At 67.0% G+C, this 17,222-nt stretch carries 17 protein-coding genes and 1 tRNA gene; 12 read left to right on the top strand and 6 right to left on the bottom strand.

Features of this window, described 5'->3' with window-relative positions; all coding sequences use genetic code 11:
* Positions 1 to 2 precede the first annotated feature (2 nt).
* Genes HWW87_RS08415 through HWW87_RS08395 form a run of 5 tightly spaced genes read left to right on the top strand, consistent with a single transcriptional unit; the run spans position 3 to position 4,480 of the window.
* Entirely contained in the window at positions 3 to 2,417 is a 2,415-nt protein-coding gene (locus tag HWW87_RS08415) for a secretin N-terminal domain-containing protein (protein ID WP_175819921.1), read from the top strand.
* Complete coding sequence (locus HWW87_RS08410; protein ID WP_175819920.1) at positions 2,414 to 2,902, top strand: type II secretion system protein; 489 nt, start codon at positions 2,414 to 2,416, stop codon at positions 2,900 to 2,902. The genes HWW87_RS08415 and HWW87_RS08410 overlap by 4 nt, the downstream gene beginning before the upstream one ends.
* On the top strand, positions 2,877 to 3,272 hold the full coding sequence (locus tag HWW87_RS08405; protein ID WP_175819919.1) for a prepilin-type N-terminal cleavage/methylation domain-containing protein: 396 nt from the start codon (positions 2,877 to 2,879) through the stop codon (positions 3,270 to 3,272). Before HWW87_RS08410 ends, HWW87_RS08405 begins: the two co-directional genes overlap by 26 nt.
* A gap of 13 nt (positions 3,273 to 3,285) precedes the next feature.
* Complete coding sequence (locus HWW87_RS08400; RefSeq protein WP_244107154.1) at positions 3,286 to 3,783, top strand: type II secretion system protein; 498 nt, start codon at positions 3,286 to 3,288, stop codon at positions 3,781 to 3,783.
* A gap of 13 nt (positions 3,784 to 3,796) precedes the next feature.
* Positions 3,797 to 4,480, top strand: coding sequence for a response regulator transcription factor (locus tag HWW87_RS08395; protein ID WP_175819917.1), 684 nt, complete (start codon positions 3,797 to 3,799; stop codon positions 4,478 to 4,480).
* 253 nt (positions 4,481 to 4,733) lie between these two features.
* Here HWW87_RS08395 and HWW87_RS08390 read toward each other — a convergent pair whose 3' ends face one another.
* Positions 4,734 to 5,060: a hypothetical protein gene (locus tag HWW87_RS08390; protein WP_175819916.1), complete on the bottom strand. Its 327-nt coding sequence runs from the start codon at positions 5,058 to 5,060 to the stop codon at positions 4,734 to 4,736.
* Between HWW87_RS08390 and HWW87_RS08385 the strand changes: the two genes are divergently transcribed.
* Positions 5,055 to 5,606: a cytochrome b/b6 domain-containing protein gene (locus tag HWW87_RS08385; RefSeq protein WP_175819915.1), complete on the top strand. Its 552-nt coding sequence runs from the start codon at positions 5,055 to 5,057 to the stop codon at positions 5,604 to 5,606. The two genes, HWW87_RS08390 and HWW87_RS08385, sit on opposite strands and share 6 nt — an antisense overlap.
* A gap of 280 nt (positions 5,607 to 5,886) precedes the next feature.
* Here the strand turns inward: HWW87_RS08385 and HWW87_RS08380 are convergent.
* Positions 5,887 to 5,973, bottom strand: a tRNA-Leu gene (locus tag HWW87_RS08380).
* A gap of 250 nt (positions 5,974 to 6,223) precedes the next feature.
* On the opposite strand from HWW87_RS08380, the gene rnr reads away from it, so the two are divergent.
* The 6 genes from rnr (at position 6,224) to HWW87_RS08350 (ending at position 13,474) form a co-directional block, all read left to right on the top strand.
* Entirely contained in the window at positions 6,224 to 8,701 is a 2,478-nt protein-coding gene (gene rnr / locus HWW87_RS08375; protein WP_175819914.1) for a ribonuclease R, read from the top strand.
* Between the two features lie 148 nt (positions 8,702 to 8,849).
* Complete coding sequence (gene rlmB, locus HWW87_RS08370; protein WP_175819913.1) at positions 8,850 to 9,593, top strand: 23S rRNA (guanosine(2251)-2'-O)-methyltransferase RlmB; 744 nt, start codon at positions 8,850 to 8,852, stop codon at positions 9,591 to 9,593.
* 122 nt (positions 9,594 to 9,715) lie between these two features.
* Positions 9,716 to 10,588 (top strand): N-acetylmuramoyl-L-alanine amidase, encoded by an 873-nt coding sequence (locus tag HWW87_RS08365; RefSeq protein ID WP_175819912.1) that lies wholly within the window; start codon positions 9,716 to 9,718, stop codon positions 10,586 to 10,588.
* A gap of 103 nt (positions 10,589 to 10,691) precedes the next feature.
* On the top strand, positions 10,692 to 11,387 hold the full coding sequence (gene rpiA, locus HWW87_RS08360; protein WP_175819911.1) for a ribose-5-phosphate isomerase RpiA: 696 nt from the start codon (positions 10,692 to 10,694) through the stop codon (positions 11,385 to 11,387).
* 282 nt (positions 11,388 to 11,669) lie between these two features.
* Positions 11,670 to 12,386: an FCD domain-containing protein gene (locus tag HWW87_RS08355; RefSeq protein WP_060260460.1), complete on the top strand. Its 717-nt coding sequence runs from the start codon at positions 11,670 to 11,672 to the stop codon at positions 12,384 to 12,386.
* A gap of 101 nt (positions 12,387 to 12,487) precedes the next feature.
* Positions 12,488 to 13,474: a Gfo/Idh/MocA family oxidoreductase gene (locus tag HWW87_RS08350; RefSeq protein WP_175819910.1), complete on the top strand. Its 987-nt coding sequence runs from the start codon at positions 12,488 to 12,490 to the stop codon at positions 13,472 to 13,474.
* Between the two features lie 61 nt (positions 13,475 to 13,535).
* Here HWW87_RS08350 and HWW87_RS08345 read toward each other — a convergent pair whose 3' ends face one another.
* The 4 genes from HWW87_RS08345 to HWW87_RS08330 form a co-directional block, all read right to left on the bottom strand.
* Positions 13,536 to 14,228 carry an amino acid ABC transporter permease gene (locus tag HWW87_RS08345; protein WP_006484207.1) on the bottom strand — a complete coding sequence of 231 codons (693 nt, stop codon included), beginning with the start codon at positions 14,226 to 14,228 and terminating at the stop codon, positions 13,536 to 13,538.
* A 122-nt stretch (positions 14,229 to 14,350) separates the two neighbouring features.
* A complete protein-coding gene (locus HWW87_RS08340) occupies positions 14,351 to 15,145 on the bottom strand; it encodes a cystine ABC transporter substrate-binding protein (protein WP_174433338.1) in 795 nt (264 codons plus the stop codon).
* A 100-nt stretch (positions 15,146 to 15,245) separates the two neighbouring features.
* Positions 15,246 to 16,283, bottom strand: a complete 1,038-nt coding sequence (locus HWW87_RS08335; protein WP_175819909.1) for a quinone-dependent dihydroorotate dehydrogenase — start codon at positions 16,281 to 16,283, stop codon at positions 15,246 to 15,248.
* A gap of 98 nt (positions 16,284 to 16,381) precedes the next feature.
* Complete coding sequence (locus HWW87_RS08330) at positions 16,382 to 17,212, bottom strand: arginyltransferase (protein ID WP_175819908.1); 831 nt, start codon at positions 17,210 to 17,212, stop codon at positions 16,382 to 16,384.
* Positions 17,213 to 17,222: the final 10 nt, after the last annotated feature.

The raw sequence follows: 17,222 nt of genomic DNA, 5'->3' as shown, positions 1-17,222 counted from the left end.
TCATGAAACGTAAAGTCAGTCTTTTGCTCCTGATCTCGGCGCTTGCGCTGACAGGATGCGCAAGTACCCCGTTCAATGCCGCGTCCGATGCCGCCGCGACGCCCGCCGAACGACTCGGCACGCTGCAGCAACAGAAGGCCGCTGCTCCCGACGACATCGCGCTCACGACCGCCGTCGAATTCAGTCGGCACGAGTATGTGCGCGCCGAACTGAAGGAAGCCGACCGCCAGGTCGCGCAGGGCAACCATGCGGCGGCGATCGATCACCTGGACAACGTGCTGGGCGAAGATCCGGGCAACCTGAAGGCCAGCCAGGCGCTCGAGCAGGTCAAGCGCCGCCAGCAGATGGCGGTCGACCTCGCGCGCGCGCAGCGCATCGGCGGCGAGAAACCGCAGGAGGCGCTCGAGATCGCGCGCCGCATCCTCGCCGAGCAGCCGAATCACGCGGGCGCGAAGCGCCTGCGCGACACGATGCTGCGCCAGTCGCAGGCCAGCCGCGCGGTGCGCCCGCAGCTGTCCGACGCGCTGCGCAAGCCGGTGTCGCTCAATTTCAAGCAGCAGCCGCTGGCCAACATCTTCGACGTGATCTCGCGCGTGTCCGGCGTGAATTTCGTGTTCGACCGCGACGTGGACACCAGTCAGGCCGCGACGCTGCTCGCGGAGCGCACGACCGCCGAAGACGCGATCAACCTGCTGCTGCGCACCAACCAGCTCGAGAAGAAGGTGCTCGACAAGCACACGCTGCTCGTCTACCCGTCGCAGCCTGAAAAGGCCCGCAACTACACGGAGTTCGCGATTCGCACGTTCTTCCTGTCGCATGCGGATGCGAAATCGGTGATGGCCGCGCTGCGCCAGATGATCAAGCCGAAGGACGTTTACGTGGACGAGCGGGTGAACGCGGTCGTCATGCGCGACACGCCGGAGACGATCCAGGTCGCGGAGCGCGTGGTGATGGGGCTCGATATTCCGCAATCCGAAGTGACGCTCGATGTGCAGGTGCTCGAGGTCAACATGAACGACAGTCTCGATCTCGGCGTCCAGTATCCCGGCAAGATTCAGTTCAACGCGCTCGGCGGCGTGGAGGGCGGCGCGCTGACGCTCGGCGACCTGCTGCGCCTGAATCGCGACCGCGTCGGCGTGTCGAGCGAATCGGGCGGCCTCGCGCTCGCGATCGATCTGCTGCAGAAACAGGGCAAGACGAAGACGCTCGCCAATCCGAAGATCCGTGTGCGCAACATGGAGAAGGCCAACATCAAGATCGGCGAGCGCGTGCCGATCGTCACGACCACCAACGCGAACGGCGTCGTGACCGAATCGGTCAGCTACCAGGACGTGGGCCTGATGCTGAAGGTCGAACCGCGCATCAGCCTGAACGAGGAGGTGAGCGTCAAGGTGAACATGGAGGTCAGCAGCATCCTGTCGAAGGAAACCACGAAGACCGGGCTGGTCGCCTATTCGCTCGGCACACGCAACGCGGAGACGCTGATGACCGCGAAGAACGGCGAAACGCAGATCCTTGCCGGCCTCGTCAAGCGCAATGAAAGCGAGAGCGTTGCCGGGCTGCCGGGCGTATCGGGCCTGCCGGTGATCGGCCGGCTGTTCGGCTCGAACGGCCGCAGCAACGAGCGCTCGGAGATCGTGCTGCTGATCACCCCGCATATCGAACGCAATCTCGACCTGCCGCTGTCGGCGGTGACGACCTTCCTGTCGGGCACCGAGTCGCGCGTGACCACCGAAGCGCTGACGCTCGAGTCCGCGCAGGCCGTGCCGGCGCGCCTGCCGTCGCCGAACGGCCCGGATCTGGACGCGCCGATCGAGCCGTCGCCGCCCGCGGGCAACCGCACAGCCGCGGAGCCCGACACGGCCGAGCCGGCCGAGTCGGCCGACGCGCAACCGCAGGCACCCGCGGAGGCCCGTCAGGATGACGCGGCGAGTCCGGCAGTCGAGCGCGGCGCGCGCGGAGCGGGAATGATGCGCACGCGTGCCGCGGCCGGGCTGCAGCCGGCTGCTGCAGTCAAGGTTGCAGCGGTCGCCCCGGCCGACACGGCCGCGGCGCGCCCCCTGCCGGCGGCGTCGCGAGAGGCGGTGACGCGGGCGGCTGCCACGCCGGCGAAGCCTGCCGGCCTGCGGGCGGAAATCGCCCTGGCGCGCATCGAGCTGGATCGCGCGAGCGACGCCGGCAGGGCATCGCCGATCGCGCGACCGGCCGCGCTCGAGCGTGCCGAGGCACCGGCACCGGAGGCGCAGGCCGCCGCTGCTGCGCCGGCGCGCGGCGAGCACCCGGTCACGGCCGCGGTTCGCTCGCTGATCGCCACGCTGCAGGCGTTCGTCGATCGCTTCGTGGGCGAGCCCGAGCCGGCAGCGCCGCTGTACGCCGACGCGCCGATGCTGTTCTCGCGCATGCGGGGCCTCGCATGAGCGTCCGTCGACGCGCCCGCGCACGCGGCTTCACGCTGATCGAGCTGATGGTGGCGATGTCGCTGCTGGCGTTGCTCGCGACCGTCGCGCTGCCGTTGACGGATCTTGTCAAGCGTCGCTCGGACGAGGCCGAGTTGCGCCGTGCGCTGGTCGTGATTCGCTCGGCACTCGATGCGTACAAGGAGGCGGCGAGCGACGGGCGGGTCGAGCGCAGCATCGACGCGAGCGGCTACCCGGCCGACCTGCGCATGCTCGTCGACGGCGTCGACGACAAGAAGTCGCCGGACGGTGCGCGACTGTATTTCCTGCGCAGGATTCCCGCCGATCCGATGTGCGAATGCGACGGCAAGGCGCCCGAAGACACGTGGGAAACGCGCAGCTACGCGAGCGATCCCGATTCGTTTTCGTCCGGCGAGGACGTGTTCGACATCCGCTCGACCAACCGCAAGGAGGGCCTCAATGGCGTCCCGTACAACCAGTGGTAGCCGTGCGCGCCGTGCCGCCGGCTTTACGCTGATCGAACTGCTCGTCGTGATGGCGATCATCGCGGCGCTTACCGCGTTCGTCGCGCCCGGCTACCTGAAGCAGAGCGACCGCGCGAAGGAAACGGTGCTGCGTCACAACCTGAACACGCTGCGCCAGTCGATCGACGACTACCGGGCGGATCACGGCCGCGATCCCGACACGCTCGATGCGCTGGTCGAGAAGCGCTACCTGCGCGAGCTGCCGCTCGATCCGGTCACGGGCAAGCGCGGCTCGTGGCGGTCGCAGGCCGGCGAGACGGGCGGCATCGCGGACGTGAAGAGCGGCGCGAAAGGGCGCGCGCCCGACGGGAGCGACTATGCGACGTGGTGATCGGCGGTGCGGCTTGCGCAGGCAGCGCGGCATCGCGTATCTCGGCGTGCTGATGCTGGTCGCGGCGCTCGGGCTCGGCATGACGCAGGCGGCGCGGATCTGGACGACGGTGCAGCAGCGCGACCGCGAGGCGCAGCTCCTGTTCGTCGGCGACCAGTTTCGCGCGGCGATCGCGAGCTACTACAATGCGGCGGGAGGCAGCCGCTACCCGGCGTCGCTCGACGCGCTGCTCGAGGATCGCCGCGGGCTGCCGACGTTGCGTCACCTGCGGCGCCTGTACGCCGATCCGCTGACCGGATCGACGCAGTGGGGGCTCGTGAAGGCACCGGACGGCGGCATCATGGGTGTGTTCAGCGAGGCGCCCGGGCAGCCGCTGAAGCGCCAGGGTTTCCCGGCGCGGTACGACGCGTTCGGCGACAGCGGCGCGTACGGCGAGTGGGCTTTTGTTTACCTGCCGCCTGCTCCGGTCGACGGAGCGGCGAACGGGCCCGGAGACGGGGCGGCATACTGAGATCAGGACGAACATGATTGTCGCAATACTCGAAGACATCGTGACCCAGGCAGGCGTCGTGGCCGGCTGGCTCAACAAGGCCGGCTACGACACGGAGGTGCGGCACGACGGCGACGGCTTCATCGAACTGGTGCGCACGCAGCGCGTCGACGTGCTGCTGCTCGACTGGGACGTGCCGGGCAAGTCCGGGATCGAAGTGATGCGCTGGGCGCGCGAATCGTTCGCCGACGCGCTGCCGATCATCATGATGACGCAGCACGACGGCGAGAACGACATCGTGTTCGGGCTCAACAGCGGCGCCGACGATTACCTGATCAAGCCGCTGCGCGAGCGCGAGCTGGTGGCGCGCGTGAATGCGCAGGCGCGCAAGTACTACCCCGAGACGCAGCGCGCGAAGATCGTCGAGGTCGGCAAGTTCGCGCTCGACGTGAGCGCGCATGCCGCGACCGTGGACGGTGTGCCGGTCGAACTGTCGCTGCGCGAGTTCGATGTCGCGCTGATGCTGTTCGAGAGCGTCGGGCGGATCGTGTCGAAGGACATGATGATCAAGCGCATCTGGGGCGTGGTCGACCGGAAGTACGACGCGACGCTCGCCACCTACGTGAGCAAGCTGCGCTCGAGTCTCGGGCTGCGGGCGAAGAACGGCCTCGTGATCACGACGGTTTACAACTACGGATACCGGCTCGAGCGGGCCTGAGCGCTCGGCCGGATAGCGGCGCATCGCGCTTCATCTCCGGATCCGGCGAGGCGGTGGCGGCGCACTGCCTCGGCTCGCCGACTTTCAATCGCCGTTCGGCATCGCAACGATGCATGTCGTGACGCTGCCGCGACGCGCGGCGGCGCGCTTCGCGATCCATTCATCCACCTGTTTCCATCGGTCATTTTTCACCGGCTCGAGCGGCACGTTCGGCCATGCCGGTGCGAGGTCGCGTTCGCGCACGCGGACATGTTCACGCTTGGCCGCTGCCGGGCATGAACCCGTGGGCGAGCAACCTGCCCGGAATTGCGCTTCGCGTGGCGCGCGATGGCGAGGATCTCGGCAGCAAGACGGACGGGTTGCCCGGCGTGCGCCCGAGCCATGGCGTGATGACTTGCTGATCGAGATACGCTGTCACAGGCCGGCGACGCGGGCGTTCGGCCGCACGCATCGTCGACGCCGAACCGGGTGTTTTGAAATCGTTGAGGATGCTTATCCATACCGGAATCGACGTCGATAATTTCATCCACTTATCCATCGCAACACTGCCATGGCAATCGATAAAGGATGAATCATGCATACGGTTTCTCAGACCCATTTTCGGCAAGCGTCTTCGGATGACGGCCGCTACGATCGCTTTTCCCGCGCACTGCACTGGATCTTCGCGGTCGTGATCCTGTACACGATGGTGGCCGGATTCTCGCTGCACTTCATTACCCAGCCGGACGTCTGGCGTTTCGTGTCGACGCTCAACATGTCGCTCGCGAGCAGCCTGATCGTGCTGTTCCCGTTGCGCTACGTGTGGTCGTTCTTCCGTCGGACGCCGCCCGACATCGCGTCGATTCCTTCGAAGCAGCGATCGATCGCGCATCTGGTGCACTCGCTGATTTACGCGCTCGTCGCGTTCGTGCTGTTCAGCGGCTTCGTGATGGTGCCGGACGGCTACTGGCTGTTCTGGGCGGTTTACGTGAATACGCCGTTCAGCGCGGGGCCGGTTACCGAGCACTGGTTCGTCCTGCACAAGATCGGCTGCTATGTGCTGGCACTCCTGGTGGCGGCGCACGCGGGCGCCGCGCTCAAGCACCATTTCGTGTCGAAGAACGGCGTGCTGAAGCGCATGCTCTGACGAGACTGCCGCCGTGAGCCGATGAAAGGGAAGGCTGGCGCGCCACCGCGCACGGTACGGTCGGCTGGCGGCGTGCGCCAGGCAAACGAAAAAAGGTTGGCTTTCGCCGACCTTTTTGAATGCCGATGGTGCCGAGGAGACGACTCGGTCACACATGCGCGACCCCGGCTGCGCTTGCAAGCGCAGCCTTTCGAGTCCTCGCGCAAAGCGCGCAGGCGCTTTGCTTCCCGGGCCGGAAATGAAAAAAGGCCGGCTAGAAGCCGACCTTTTCAAAAACAGATGGTGCCCAGGAGAGGACTCGAACCTCCACGATGTTGCCACCGCTAGGACCTGAACCTAGTGCGTCTACCAATTCCGCCACCTGGGCACGTTTTGCAGTAGCTGCTTGCTTGCAAAGAAGCGAAATTATAGCGCCCCAATTATTCCTGTCAACACTTTTTTGCGATGCATCGCAAACCGGCCGCCGCCGCGCGCGCCGGCGGCATTCCCGTTATTTGGCGACACGGGCGGGTGATAGAATGACCCGCCGCCGTCAATATAGAACTGTCAGACGGACACCTCTATGTTGATGCCGTGCACCATCAGTCAACGCAACGAGAACAATCATCGACAAACCCTTGAGCAAATATCCGTACCCCATTCCGAGCCGTGAAGAGATTCTCGGCGTGCTGCGGACGAGCGACGCGCCGCTGGCCGCCAACGACATCGCCGAAGCCCTGTCGATCAAGCGTCAGGAGCGCGAGGGGTTCTTCCGGCGTGTCGCCGCGATGGAGCGCGACGGCCAGATCCGCCTCGACAAGCGCGGCCACTACCAGTTGACCCATCCGTCGAATTTCGTCGCGGGGCGCGTGCAGGGGCATCGCGACGGCTACGGGTTCGTGATCCGTGACGACGGCCAGGACGACCTGTTCCTCCCGAACGGCGAAATGCAGAAGGTGATGCACAACGACCGCGTGCTCGCGCGGATCGTCGGCTACGATCGCCGCGGCCGGCCGGAAGGGCATGTCGTCGAAGTCACCGAGCGCGCGAACAAGCGCGTGATCGGCCGCCTGCTGAACGAGAACGGCGCGCTGATCGTCGCGCCGGAAGACAAGCGTATCGGCCACGACATCCTGATCACGCAGAACGTGAAGAAGGCGAAGGTCGGGCAGGTCGTCGTCGTCGAGCTGACCGATTTCCCGAGCCGCCATTCGCAGCCGCTCGGCCGCGTCGTCGAAGTGCTCGGCGACATCGACGATCCGGGCATGGAAATCGAGATCGCGGTGCGCAAGTACGGCGTGCCGCACGAATTCGGCCAGCGGGCGCTCGACGAAGCCGCCGCGCTGCCGGACGGGGTACGCCCGGCCGACCTGCGCTTCCGCGTCGATTTGCGCGACGTGCCGCTCGTGACGATCGACGGCGAGGACGCCCGCGACTTCGACGATGCCGTCTATTGCGAGCCGGTCAAGGTCGGCCGCGGCGACGGCTTCCGGCTGATCGTCGCGATCGCCGACGTGTCGCACTACGTACAGCCGGGTAGCGGGCTCGATGCCGACGCGCTCGAGCGCAGTACGTCGGTCTACTTCCCGCGCCGCGTGATCCCGATGCTGCCGGAGAAGCTGTCGAACGGCCTCTGTTCGCTGAACCCGCAGGTCGACCGCTGCGTGCTCGCATGCGACATGGTGATCACCGCGCGCGGCGAGATCAAGGCATACCAGTTCTATCCGGCCGTGATCCATTCGGCGGCGCGCCTCACGTACACCGAAGTCGCGGCCGTGCTGTCGAACACGAAGGGGCCGGAGGCCGCGCGCCGCGCCGACCTGCTGCCGCACCTGCAGGATCTGTACGGCGTCTACAAGTCGCTGTTCGCCGCGCGGCAAAAGCGCGGTGCGATCGACTTCGACACGACCGAGACGTATATCGTCTGCAACTCGCAGGGCAAGATCGAGCAGATCGTGCCGCGTCAGCGCAACGATGCGCACAAGCTGATCGAGGAATGCATGCTGGCCGCGAACGTCTGCGCGGCCGACTTCCTGAAGCGCCACAAGCATCCGGGCCTGTACCGCGTGCACGCGGGGCCGACGCCGGAGAAGCTCGAGAACCTGCGCGCGTTCCTGCGCGGCATGGGCCTGTCGCTCGGCGGCGGCGACAAGCCGCATGCAAGCGACTATGCGGCGCTGATGGCGCAGATCCGCGACCGGCCGGACGCGCAGATGCTGCAGCCGATGCTGCTGCGCTCGATGCAGCAGGCCGTCTACAGCCCGGACAACATCGGCCACTTCGGTCTCGCGTACGAGGCGTACGCGCACTTCACGAGCCCGATCCGCCGCTATCCCGACCTGCTCACGCACCGCGCGATCTACGCGATCCTGTCGGGCAAGAAGTACGTGCCGAAGGCGCCGGAAGGCTTCGAGCTGAACACCGCGCTGTCGCCGCGCGCCCGCGCGATGCAGCAGGCCGACGACGAAGCCCGCGGCCGCTCGCGCTCGAATACGGCGATCTGGGAAGAACTCGGCCTGCACTGCTCGGCGAACGAACGCCGTGCGGACGAGGCGTCGCGCGACGTCGAAGCGTGGCTCAAGTGCTACTTCATGCGCGACAAGCTCGGCGAAGAGTACGGTGGGATGGTGAACGGCGTGACGTCGTTCGGCATCTTCGTGCAGCTCGACACGCTGTTCATCGAAGGGCTCGTGCACGTGACGGAGCTCGGCTCGGATTACTTCCAGTACGACGAGATCAAGAACGAGTTGCGCGGCGAACGCACGGGCATCCGCTATCGCCTGTCGGATCGCGTGCGCGTGCAGGTGAGCCGCGTCGATCTCGATGCGCGCAAGATCGATTTCCGCCTCGTGCGCGATACGCCGGTGAAGGCGCCGCGTCCGTCGCCCGCGCCGGCTGCCGGCGTCGATCGCAACGGCAACGGCCCGCGCGTGCGTGCGCTGCCGCCGGTGGAGGAAACCGTGCCGCGCCGCAAGACGGCCGCGAGCGCGCCGAGCGTCGCGGTGAAGGAAGCGCGCGCCGCGCGCGGCGTCGCGAAGAAGAAGGGCGGCGGCAGCGGCGGCGGCGCGCCGGCGAAGCCGACCGCGAAGAAGGCCCACGCCCGCAAGAAGTATTGAGCGTTCGGGGCGGCGCAAGCGCCCGCCCTGCAGTATCGAGAGACGCCGCGTCACCGGTCATCGGCCGGCCACGCGGCGCTTTCCTTTTCCATGGATCGCGGCCGCGCACGTCGCGCGGCCGCACGTTTGATCGAAGGTTGTTCCAGTCATGTCACGTCTGAAGGTTCTTTACGGTTTTCATGCGGTGACCGCACGTTTGCGGCACGATGCATCGACGGTGGCGGAGGTGCTGTACGACCAGACGCGCCGCGACCGCCGCATGCAGGACTTCCTGCACACCGCGAAGGAAGCGGGCGTGCGGCTGATCGCAGCCGACGAAACGCGCCTGTGGGGCCTCGCGCATACCGAGCGCCACCAGGGCGTCGTCGCGCGCGTCGAGGACATGCCGCTCGCGCAGAACCTGTCCGAGCTGCTCGACGGCATCAACGGGCCCGCGCTGCTGCTCGTGCTCGACGGCGTCACCGATCCGCACAACCTCGGCGCGTGCCTGCGGGTCGCCGATTCGGCCGGCGCGCACGCGGTGATCGCGCCGCGCGACCGCGCGGTCGGCCTGAACGCGACCGCGGCCAAGGTGGCGAGCGGCGCGGCCGATACGGTGCCGTACATCACGGTGACGAACCTCGCCCGCGCGCTGCGCGAGCTGAAGGAAGCCGGCGTGTGGATCATCGGCACGTCGGACGAGGCATCGTCGACGCTGTACGAAACGAAGCTCGACGGCCCGGTCGCGCTCGTGATGGGCGCGGAAGGCGAAGGCATGCGCCGGCTCACGCGCGACACCTGCGACGAAGTGATGAGCATTCCGATGGCCGGCAGCGTGGAGAGCCTGAACGTGTCGGTCGCCAGCGGCGTGTGCCTGTACGAAGCCGTGCGCCAGCGGCGCGTGAAGGGCTGACCTCCGGGGTTGACCCGAGGGCTGACCCGGCCCGTCCCGCGCGCGATGCGCGGGCGTCGAATGACCCGAACGACGCGTGCCGCGATACAACGCGGCACGCGGCTCTGCGGAACCCGCGACCGATGACCCTGTTCCGTGTTGGCGTCTCCTGCGCCGTGCTCGGCCTGCTGGCAGCCTGCACGGCGCCGTCGCTCGTCGAACGCGGTACCTACTACGCCGACACGAGCCTGCACGCGCGCGGCGCCGATTCGCGGATCCGCTTTCTCGTGATGCATTACACCGAAAGCGACGAGACGAAATCGCTGCGCACGCTGACCGGCGATTCGGTCAGCGTGCATTACGTCATCCCGCCGCAGCCGCGCACCGAGCGCGGGATGCCCGTCGTCTACCAGCTCGTGCCGGAAGCGCGGCGCGCGTGGCACGCGGGCATCAGCGAGTGGCAGGGCACGACCGAGCTGAACGCGGTGTCGATCGGCATCGAGAACGTGAACCGCGGCCCGCTCGACGCGCAGCAGCGCACCTGGCAGCCGTATCCGCCCGAACAGGTCGACGCGCTGACCCGCCTGTCGAAGGACATCGTCGCGCGTTACGGGATTGCGCCGACGCGCGTGGTCGGGCACAGCGATATCGCGCCGCAACGCAAGATCGATCCCGGGCCGCTGTTCCCGTGGCATGCGCTCGCGCAAGCCGGCGTCGGCGCATGGCCGGACGACGCGACCGTCGCCGCGCGGCTCGGCGGCCGCGACCCGCACGCGCCGGTCGACGTGCGCGAACTGCAGCTCAAGCTCGCGCGCTACGGCTACGACGTACCGACCGACGGCGTGCTCGACACGCGCACGCGGCGCGTGTTCGCGGCGTTCCAGATGCATTTCCGGCCGTCCGACTACGCGGGCAACCCGGACGCGGAAAGCGACGCGATCGCGCAGGCGCTGCTCGACAAGTACTTCCCCGGCACGCAAGCGGCGGACCCCGCACCGGCGGCCAATACACGCTGAATACGCGCTGAATACGCGGCGCGTCGCACGCCGAAAAACGCGGGGCCGTCCGCCGACTCCGGTAAACTGGCGGTTTTTCGCAATCCTGCAGCATTACCACGCCATGACTCAAGACGAACTCAAACGCCTCGTCGGCCAGGCCGCCGCCGATTACGTGATCCAGAACGTGCCGGAAGGCGCCGTGATCGGTGTCGGCACCGGCTCGACCGCCAACTGCTTCATCGACGCGCTCGCCGCCGTCAAGTCGCGCTATCGCGGCGCCGTGTCGAGTTCGGTTGCCACGACCGAACGCCTGAAATCGCACGGCATCAAGGTGTTCGACCTGAACGAGATCGACGCGCTGCAGGTGTACGTCGACGGCGCCGACGAGATCGACGCCGGCGGCGCGATGATCAAGGGCGGCGGCGGCGCGCTGACGCGCGAGAAGATCGTCGCGTCGGTGGCCGACACGTTCGTCTGCATCGCGGACGCCAGCAAGCGCGTGCCGGTGCTCGGCGCGTTCCCGCTGCCGATCGAGGTCGTGCCGATGGCGCGCACGGCGATCGGCCGGCGCGTGACCGCACTCGGCGGCGTGCCCGTGCTGCGCGTGACGAAGGACGGCGCGCCATATATCACCGACAACGGCAACGAGATCATCGACGTGAAGGGCCTGCAGATCGCCGATCCGCGCGGTTTCGAAGCGCAGGTGAACGCCTGGCCGGGCGTCGTGACGGTCGGCCTGTTCGCCGAGCGCGGCGCGAATCTGTGCTTGCTCGGCACGGAAAACGGCGTTGAAACGATCGTTTATCCGGCTGGCTGAATCTGAATGAGAAGCAGTCCGTAACGGCGCGGTATCCGCTGTCATGGATTGGATATATAAATCTTGTGGAAACCGGGGTCCGGCAGGCGCGGCGCGCTTTCCGGGCTTTTTTTTTAGCCGTATAAATCACCTCGTTCAAAAGAGGGATAACCCTGTCAGGTGTTTACCAGATAGCGAAATATCGTCGAACTCATCAACTTATAGATCATAAGAACAGAGTAGTAACCAGGGCCGGCGGAACTGCGGAGCAGGTGTTCGCAAATCGACGCACGGGGAGGTGTCATGGAGCAGGGCAAAGACCGGTCACTGGTCGCCAAAGTGATGGATGGGCTTGTCGCGGGTATCGTCGAAGACAAGTACGGCGGCATCTTGCCGCCACAGGACGTGCTGTCGAAAGAGTTCGACGTGAGCCGCACGGTGATGCGGGAAGCGTTGTCGATGTTGCTTGCGCGCGACATGCTCGACGTGCGTCCGAAAGTCGGTACGCGCGTGCGGCCGATGCGCGACTGGCGGATGATCGACGAAGACGTCGTGAGCTGGCGATTTCGGGCAAAGCCCGATCCGCAGTTCATGCGCGACGTCATCGAATTCCGGATGCTGATCGAACCACGTGCGACCGCGCAGGCGGCGGTGCGTGCGACGGCGGCCGACATCGCGGGCATTCGCGAAGCGTTCGATGCGTTCAAGGTGCTGCAGCCGGGCGACCCCGGCTACGACACGGCGGACGAGTTGCTGCATACGCGGATCGTCCAGGCGAGCGGCAACCAGTTCTTCCAGCAGATGGCGGCGATCGTGCGCGGGGCAGTGCGTCTCGTGAATCCGCGCGTCGTGCAGAAGGAGGGCGCGCACGACACCGCGGTGAAGGCGCATGCGCGCGTGGTCGATGCGATCGAACGGCGCGACCCGCGCGAAGCCGAAGCGGCCTCGCTCGCGCTGATCGATTTCAGCGCGGACGAGATTTCGCGCGATTTCTCGGTCGACGTGCCGGTGCGTGCCTGACGCGGCGCGTGTCGCTCATCCGTGTGCCGCCGGGCCGTTTATCATGACGGCCGGTCGGCAGCGTGCCGGCCACCGTCATACGACCGACACGGAAGATCAGGATGAACGACAACGACCATCGCCCGGTGCGCTTCGGCATCGTCGGTGCGGGCAGCATTGCGCGCCGCTTCGCGCAAAGCCTCGCACACGTGCCGGGCGCCACGCTCGCCGGCGTCTGGGCCCGCCGCGCCGACGCAGCGGCCGCCTTCTGCGAGACCTGCGGCGGCACGCCTGCCGCGAGCCTCGACGCGCTCCTCGCGAGCGATATCGACGCGGTCTACATCGCGACGCTCCATGACAGTCACGCGCAGTACACGCTGGCCGCATTGGCCGCCGGCAAGGCCGTGCTGTGCGAGAAACCCGCGGCGCTGAACGCCGCGCAACTCGACACGGTGCTGCACGCGGCGCGCGATGCCAGGCGGCTCTTCATGGAGGCGATGAAGCCGCCATTCTTTCCGCTTTACCGTCAGCTGCGTGCGCACCTGCGTGACGATCCGATCGGCGAGATCCGGCTCGTGCGGGCGGGCTGTGCATCGTCGTCGGTGCCGGACGACCATTCCGTCTATCGGCTCGATCGCGCGGGCGGCGCGCTGCTCGATATCGGCATCTACGAGGCGTTTCTTGCCGTCGACTGGCTCGGCGCGGCGCGCGACGTGCAGACGCTCGGCCGCGTCGGTGCGACGGGTGTCGACCTGTTCGCGAGCGTGAACAGCGTGCATGCGAACGGCGGGATCGCGCAGCTCTTTTGCGGTCTCGACGTGATGGGGCGCGGCGACGCGCTGATCGCCGCGGCGGGCGGCCACGTGACGATTCACGAGAAGTGGTGGAACCCCGCGCGTGCGACGATCCGCTACGCGGACGGGCGCACCGTCGAACTCGATGCGCCGGTCGACGGCGGCGGGCTGAACTACGAAACCGCGCATTTCTGCGACCTGCTGCGCGCGGGCGAAACCGAAAGCCCGATCATGACGCACGACCATTCGCGGCAGATGATCGCGATGACCGACGCGGCGCGCACCGTGCTCGGCGTGCGCTATGCGGGCGAATAGATGGAACAGGCGGGAAGGAGGGCGCCGGCCCCGCGAGCGCGGCCCGGCGCAACTGCGCGGCTCAGTGCCGCGACGGCAGCGACAGGCGCTTTTCGTACCAGCGCTGCACCCATTCGAGGATCTGGCACAGGATCCAGTACACGGCCGCGGCGGCGAGATAGAGCGGCAGCGGCTGATAGGTCGCCGCGATCACTTCCTGTGCGCTGCGCAGCAGTTCGGTCACGGTGATCACGGACACGAGCGACGTGTCCTTGATCAGGCTGATCAGGCTGTTCGACAGGCTCGGCACCGCGATGCGCAGCGCCTGCGGGCCGATCACGTAGCGCAGCGTCTGCCCCCACGACAGCCCGAGGCTGTACGCGGCGAGCCACTGGCCGCGCGCGATCCCGTTGATCGCGCCGCGCATGCTTTCCGACATGTAGGCCGCGACGTTCGCGGACAGCGCGATGACGCCGGCCGGCGTCGGGTCGAGCGAGATGCCGAGGCTCGGCAGCCCGTAATAAATGACGAAGATCTGCACGAGCAGCGGCGTGCCGCGCATCAGGCTCACGTACGCGCGCGCCAGCCACGCGAGCGCGTTGACCCAGATGCGCTCGAAGCCGTCGAGCGCTTCGCTTTGCCGGATGCCCATCATCGCGAGCACGACGGCGCCAAGCAGGCCGAACACCATCGACAGCACGGCGAACTTGACGGTCAGTACGGCACCCTGGGCGAGCACCGGCAGCGATTGGACGAGCAGGGACGTTGTCGACATGAAATACGAAGCGAATGCGTGCGCGAAAGCGCAATCATAAACCGGACCGATAAAACAAAGGGCGGCATCGTTGCGGATGCCGCCCTTTCCGGCCCGCCGTCAGGCGGGAAATGCAGGCGTGCTTACTTGATCGGTTTCGTCACGTCGATGCCGAACCACTTGTCGGAAATCTTCGTGAACGTGCCGTCGGCCTCGAGTTGCGCCATCGCGTCGTCGATCGCCTTCTGGAACTTCGGGTTGCCCTTCTTGAACGGGATGCCCGACGGGTTCGCCGAGCCGACGTTCGCGCCCGGGCGCAGCGGCAGCTGGGAATTCTTCGTCAGGTACGCGAGCATCAGGCGGTCGTTGAGCGCCGCGTCGAGGCGGCCGGCCGCGAGATCGCGCAGGTACTCGGGCGCGCCCGGGTACGTCTTCACGTCGATGCCCGGCACCGATTTCGCCATGTCCATGTAGTTCGTGCCGAGCGCGACGCCGAGCTTCTTGCCCTTCAGGTCTTCCAGCGACTTGAACTCGCGCGTGTCGTCCTTGCGCTGGATCAGCTGCGCGGACGAGTACGTGTACGCCGGCGAGAAGTCGAGCGTTTCCTTGCGCTTGTCGGTGATGCCGACCTGGTTGGCGATCACGTCGAACTTGCCGGCCTGCAGGCCCGCGATGATGCCGCTCCATTCGGTCGTCACGAATTCGGCCTTCACGCCGAGCTTCGCCGCGACGGCCTTCGCGATGTCGACGTCGAAGCCGACGAGCTCGCCTTGCGGGCTCTTCGAGTTGAACGGCGGGAACGTGCCTTCGAGGCCGACGCGCAGCGTGCCGCGTTGTTTGACCTGGTCGAGGAGGTCGGCCGCGTGCGCGGTTGCCGCAGCGAACGACGTGCCGATCACGCCGGCAACCAGCAGCTTCTTCAGCAGCGAAAATTTCATCGTGTGTGTCCTTGCCCTGTCCGGGTCAATGATTCTGATAGTGAAGTCGATGATAGCAAAAATACTATCGAAGGCTAAATATAGTTTGCTTATGGCTATATTACGCGGTGCGTTCGCGGGCGATCGCCTTCACGCATTCCGACACGAGCGCCGGGCCGCGATAGATGAAGCCGGTATAGAGCTGGACGAGCGCCGCGCCGGCCGCCAGCTTCGCACGGGCGTCCTCGCCCGAGAAAATGCCGCCGACGCCGATGATCGGCACGTCGTTGCCGACTTCCGCGTGCAGCTTGCGGATCACTTCGTTCGACGCGTCGAACACCGGGCGGCCCGACAGGCCGCCGGCTTCGTCCGCGTGCGGCAGGCCCTGGACGGCCGCGCGCGACAGGGTCGTATTGGTGGCGATGACCGCTTCGATCCTGTGGCGCAGCAGCGTGTCGCCGATTTCCTTGACCTGTTCGTCGTCGAGATCGGGCGCGATCTTCAGCGCGAGCGGCACGAGCTTGCCGTGCAGGTCGGCGAGGCGCTGCTGCTTGTCCTTCAGCGCGGCGAGCAGCGCGTCGAGCTCGCCCGCGCCCTGCAACTGGCGCAGGTTCTTCGTATTCGGCGACGAGATGTTGATCGTCACGTAGCTCGCGAACGGGTACACGCGCTCGAGGCAGTACAGGTAATCCTCGGCGGCGCGCTCGATCGGCGTGTCGGCGTTCTTGCCGATGTTCAGGCCGAGGATGCCGCGATAGCGGGCGGCCTGGACGTTCTTCACGAACTGGTCGACGCCGTGGTTGTTGAAGCCCATCCGGTTGATCAGCGCTTCGGCCTGCGGCAGCCGGAACATCCGCGGGCGCGGGTTGCCGGGCTGCGGGCGCGGCGTGACCGTGCCGACCTCGATGAAGCCGAAGCCGAGCGCCGCGAGGCCGTCGATGGCCGCGCCATCCTTGTCGAGGCCGGCCGCGAGGCCGACCGGGTTGCGGAACGTGAGCCCCATCACGGTGCGCGGCGCGTCGGGCACGCGGGCCGACAGCGCGCAGGCGAGGCCCGTGCGGCCGGCCGCGCCGAGCGCGCGCAGCGTAAGGTGGTGAGCGTCTTCCGCATCCATTTTGAACAGGGATGCGCGGGCCAGCGGGTAGAGGGAACTGAACACGGGAATGGGGCGGACAGCCGAAATGAATGACAACCCGCTATTTTACCGGGAGTTGCGCAGCACGGGCGTGCTTCGCTTCGTAGCCGCCGTGGCGCGCGTCAGCCCGAGCCGGAATGTCCGCCCGGCAATGGCGCGCGCGCCAGCGCCGCGTCGACGGGCGGCAGGTCGATCCGTTCCGGATCGAGCGTCTTCCAGCGGCCGTCGATCAGCCCTTCGAGCGGATGGAAGTTCGCCTTGTAGGCCATCTTCGGGCTCTCGCGGATCCAGTAGCCGAGGTACACGTAGGGCAGCCCGAGGCTCTTCGCCTGCTCGATCTGCCACAGGATGTTGTAGGTGCCGTAGCTCGTGTGCCGGTCGTCGGGCTCGAAGAACGTGTAGACCGACGACAGCCCGTCGCCGAGGATGTCGATCATGCTGACCATCCGCAGCTTGCCGGGTTCGCCGCCGGGTGCGTCGAGGTCGCGGAATTCGACGAGGCGCGAGTTGATCCGGCTTTGCAGCAGGAACTGTTCGTACTGGTCGCGGCTGTCGCGATCCATGCCGCCGCCCGCGTGGCGCGCGGACTGGTAGCGCATGTAGAGCGCGTAGTGCTCTTCGTCGTAGTGCAGCGGCGACACCGTCGCGACCAGCGCGCGGTGCCGCTTCCACATCCTGCGCTGCGTGCGCGTCGGCACGAACTCGCCGACCGGCACGCGCACCGGCACGCATGCGCGGCAGCCGTCGCAGTACGGGCGGTACGTGAAGACGCCCGAGCGGCGGAAGCCGGCCTTCACGAGTTCGGTGTAGATGTCGGAATTGATCAGGTGGCTCGGCGTCGCGACTTGCGAGCGCGCGATGCGGCCGTCCAGATAGCTGCACGGATAGGGCGCCGTTGCATAGAATTGCAGCGCCGAAAGCGGTGAAAGCGGCAGCTCAGTCGGATGAGTCATGGGCAGCTCT

Origin of the sequence: Burkholderia sp. BCC0419, from assembly GCF_902830285.1 — a bacterium.
Lineage (GTDB): Bacteria > Pseudomonadota > Gammaproteobacteria > Burkholderiales > Burkholderiaceae > Burkholderia.
The sequence above is the reverse complement of the archived record's forward strand: the minus strand, read 5'-3'. Positions and strand labels throughout refer to the sequence as shown.

Bases quoted from the DNA above. Each gene is read 5' to 3' on its own strand.
- HWW87_RS08415 (WP_175819921.1), top strand. From the start codon at position 3: ATGAAACGTAAAGTCAGTCTTTTGCTCCTGATCTCGGCGCTTGCGCTG.
- HWW87_RS08410 (WP_175819920.1), top strand. From the start codon at position 2,414: ATGAGCGTCCGTCGACGCGCCCGCGCACGCGGCTTCACGCTGATCGAG.
- rpiA (WP_175819911.1), top strand. From the start codon at position 10,692: ATGACTCAAGACGAACTCAAACGCCTCGTCGGCCAGGCCGCCGCCGAT.
- HWW87_RS08405 (WP_175819919.1), top strand. From the start codon at position 2,877: ATGGCGTCCCGTACAACCAGTGGTAGCCGTGCGCGCCGTGCCGCCGGC.
- HWW87_RS08390 (WP_175819916.1), bottom strand. From the start codon at position 5,060: ATGCATGATTCATCCTTTATCGATTGCCATGGCAGTGTTGCGATGGAT.
- HWW87_RS08345 (WP_006484207.1), bottom strand. From the start codon at position 14,228: ATGTCGACAACGTCCCTGCTCGTCCAATCGCTGCCGGTGCTCGCCCAG.
- HWW87_RS08365 (WP_175819912.1), top strand. From the start codon at position 9,716: ATGACCCTGTTCCGTGTTGGCGTCTCCTGCGCCGTGCTCGGCCTGCTG.
- HWW87_RS08395 (WP_175819917.1), top strand. From the start codon at position 3,797: ATGATTGTCGCAATACTCGAAGACATCGTGACCCAGGCAGGCGTCGTG.
- HWW87_RS08350 (WP_175819910.1), top strand. From the start codon at position 12,488: ATGAACGACAACGACCATCGCCCGGTGCGCTTCGGCATCGTCGGTGCG.
- HWW87_RS08340 (WP_174433338.1), bottom strand. From the start codon at position 15,145: ATGAAATTTTCGCTGCTGAAGAAGCTGCTGGTTGCCGGCGTGATCGGC.
- rlmB (WP_175819913.1), top strand. From the start codon at position 8,850: ATGTCACGTCTGAAGGTTCTTTACGGTTTTCATGCGGTGACCGCACGT.
- HWW87_RS08385 (WP_175819915.1), top strand. From the start codon at position 5,055: ATGCATACGGTTTCTCAGACCCATTTTCGGCAAGCGTCTTCGGATGAC.
- HWW87_RS08355 (WP_060260460.1), top strand. From the start codon at position 11,670: ATGGAGCAGGGCAAAGACCGGTCACTGGTCGCCAAAGTGATGGATGGG.
- HWW87_RS08330 (WP_175819908.1), bottom strand. From the start codon at position 17,212: ATGACTCATCCGACTGAGCTGCCGCTTTCACCGCTTTCGGCGCTGCAA.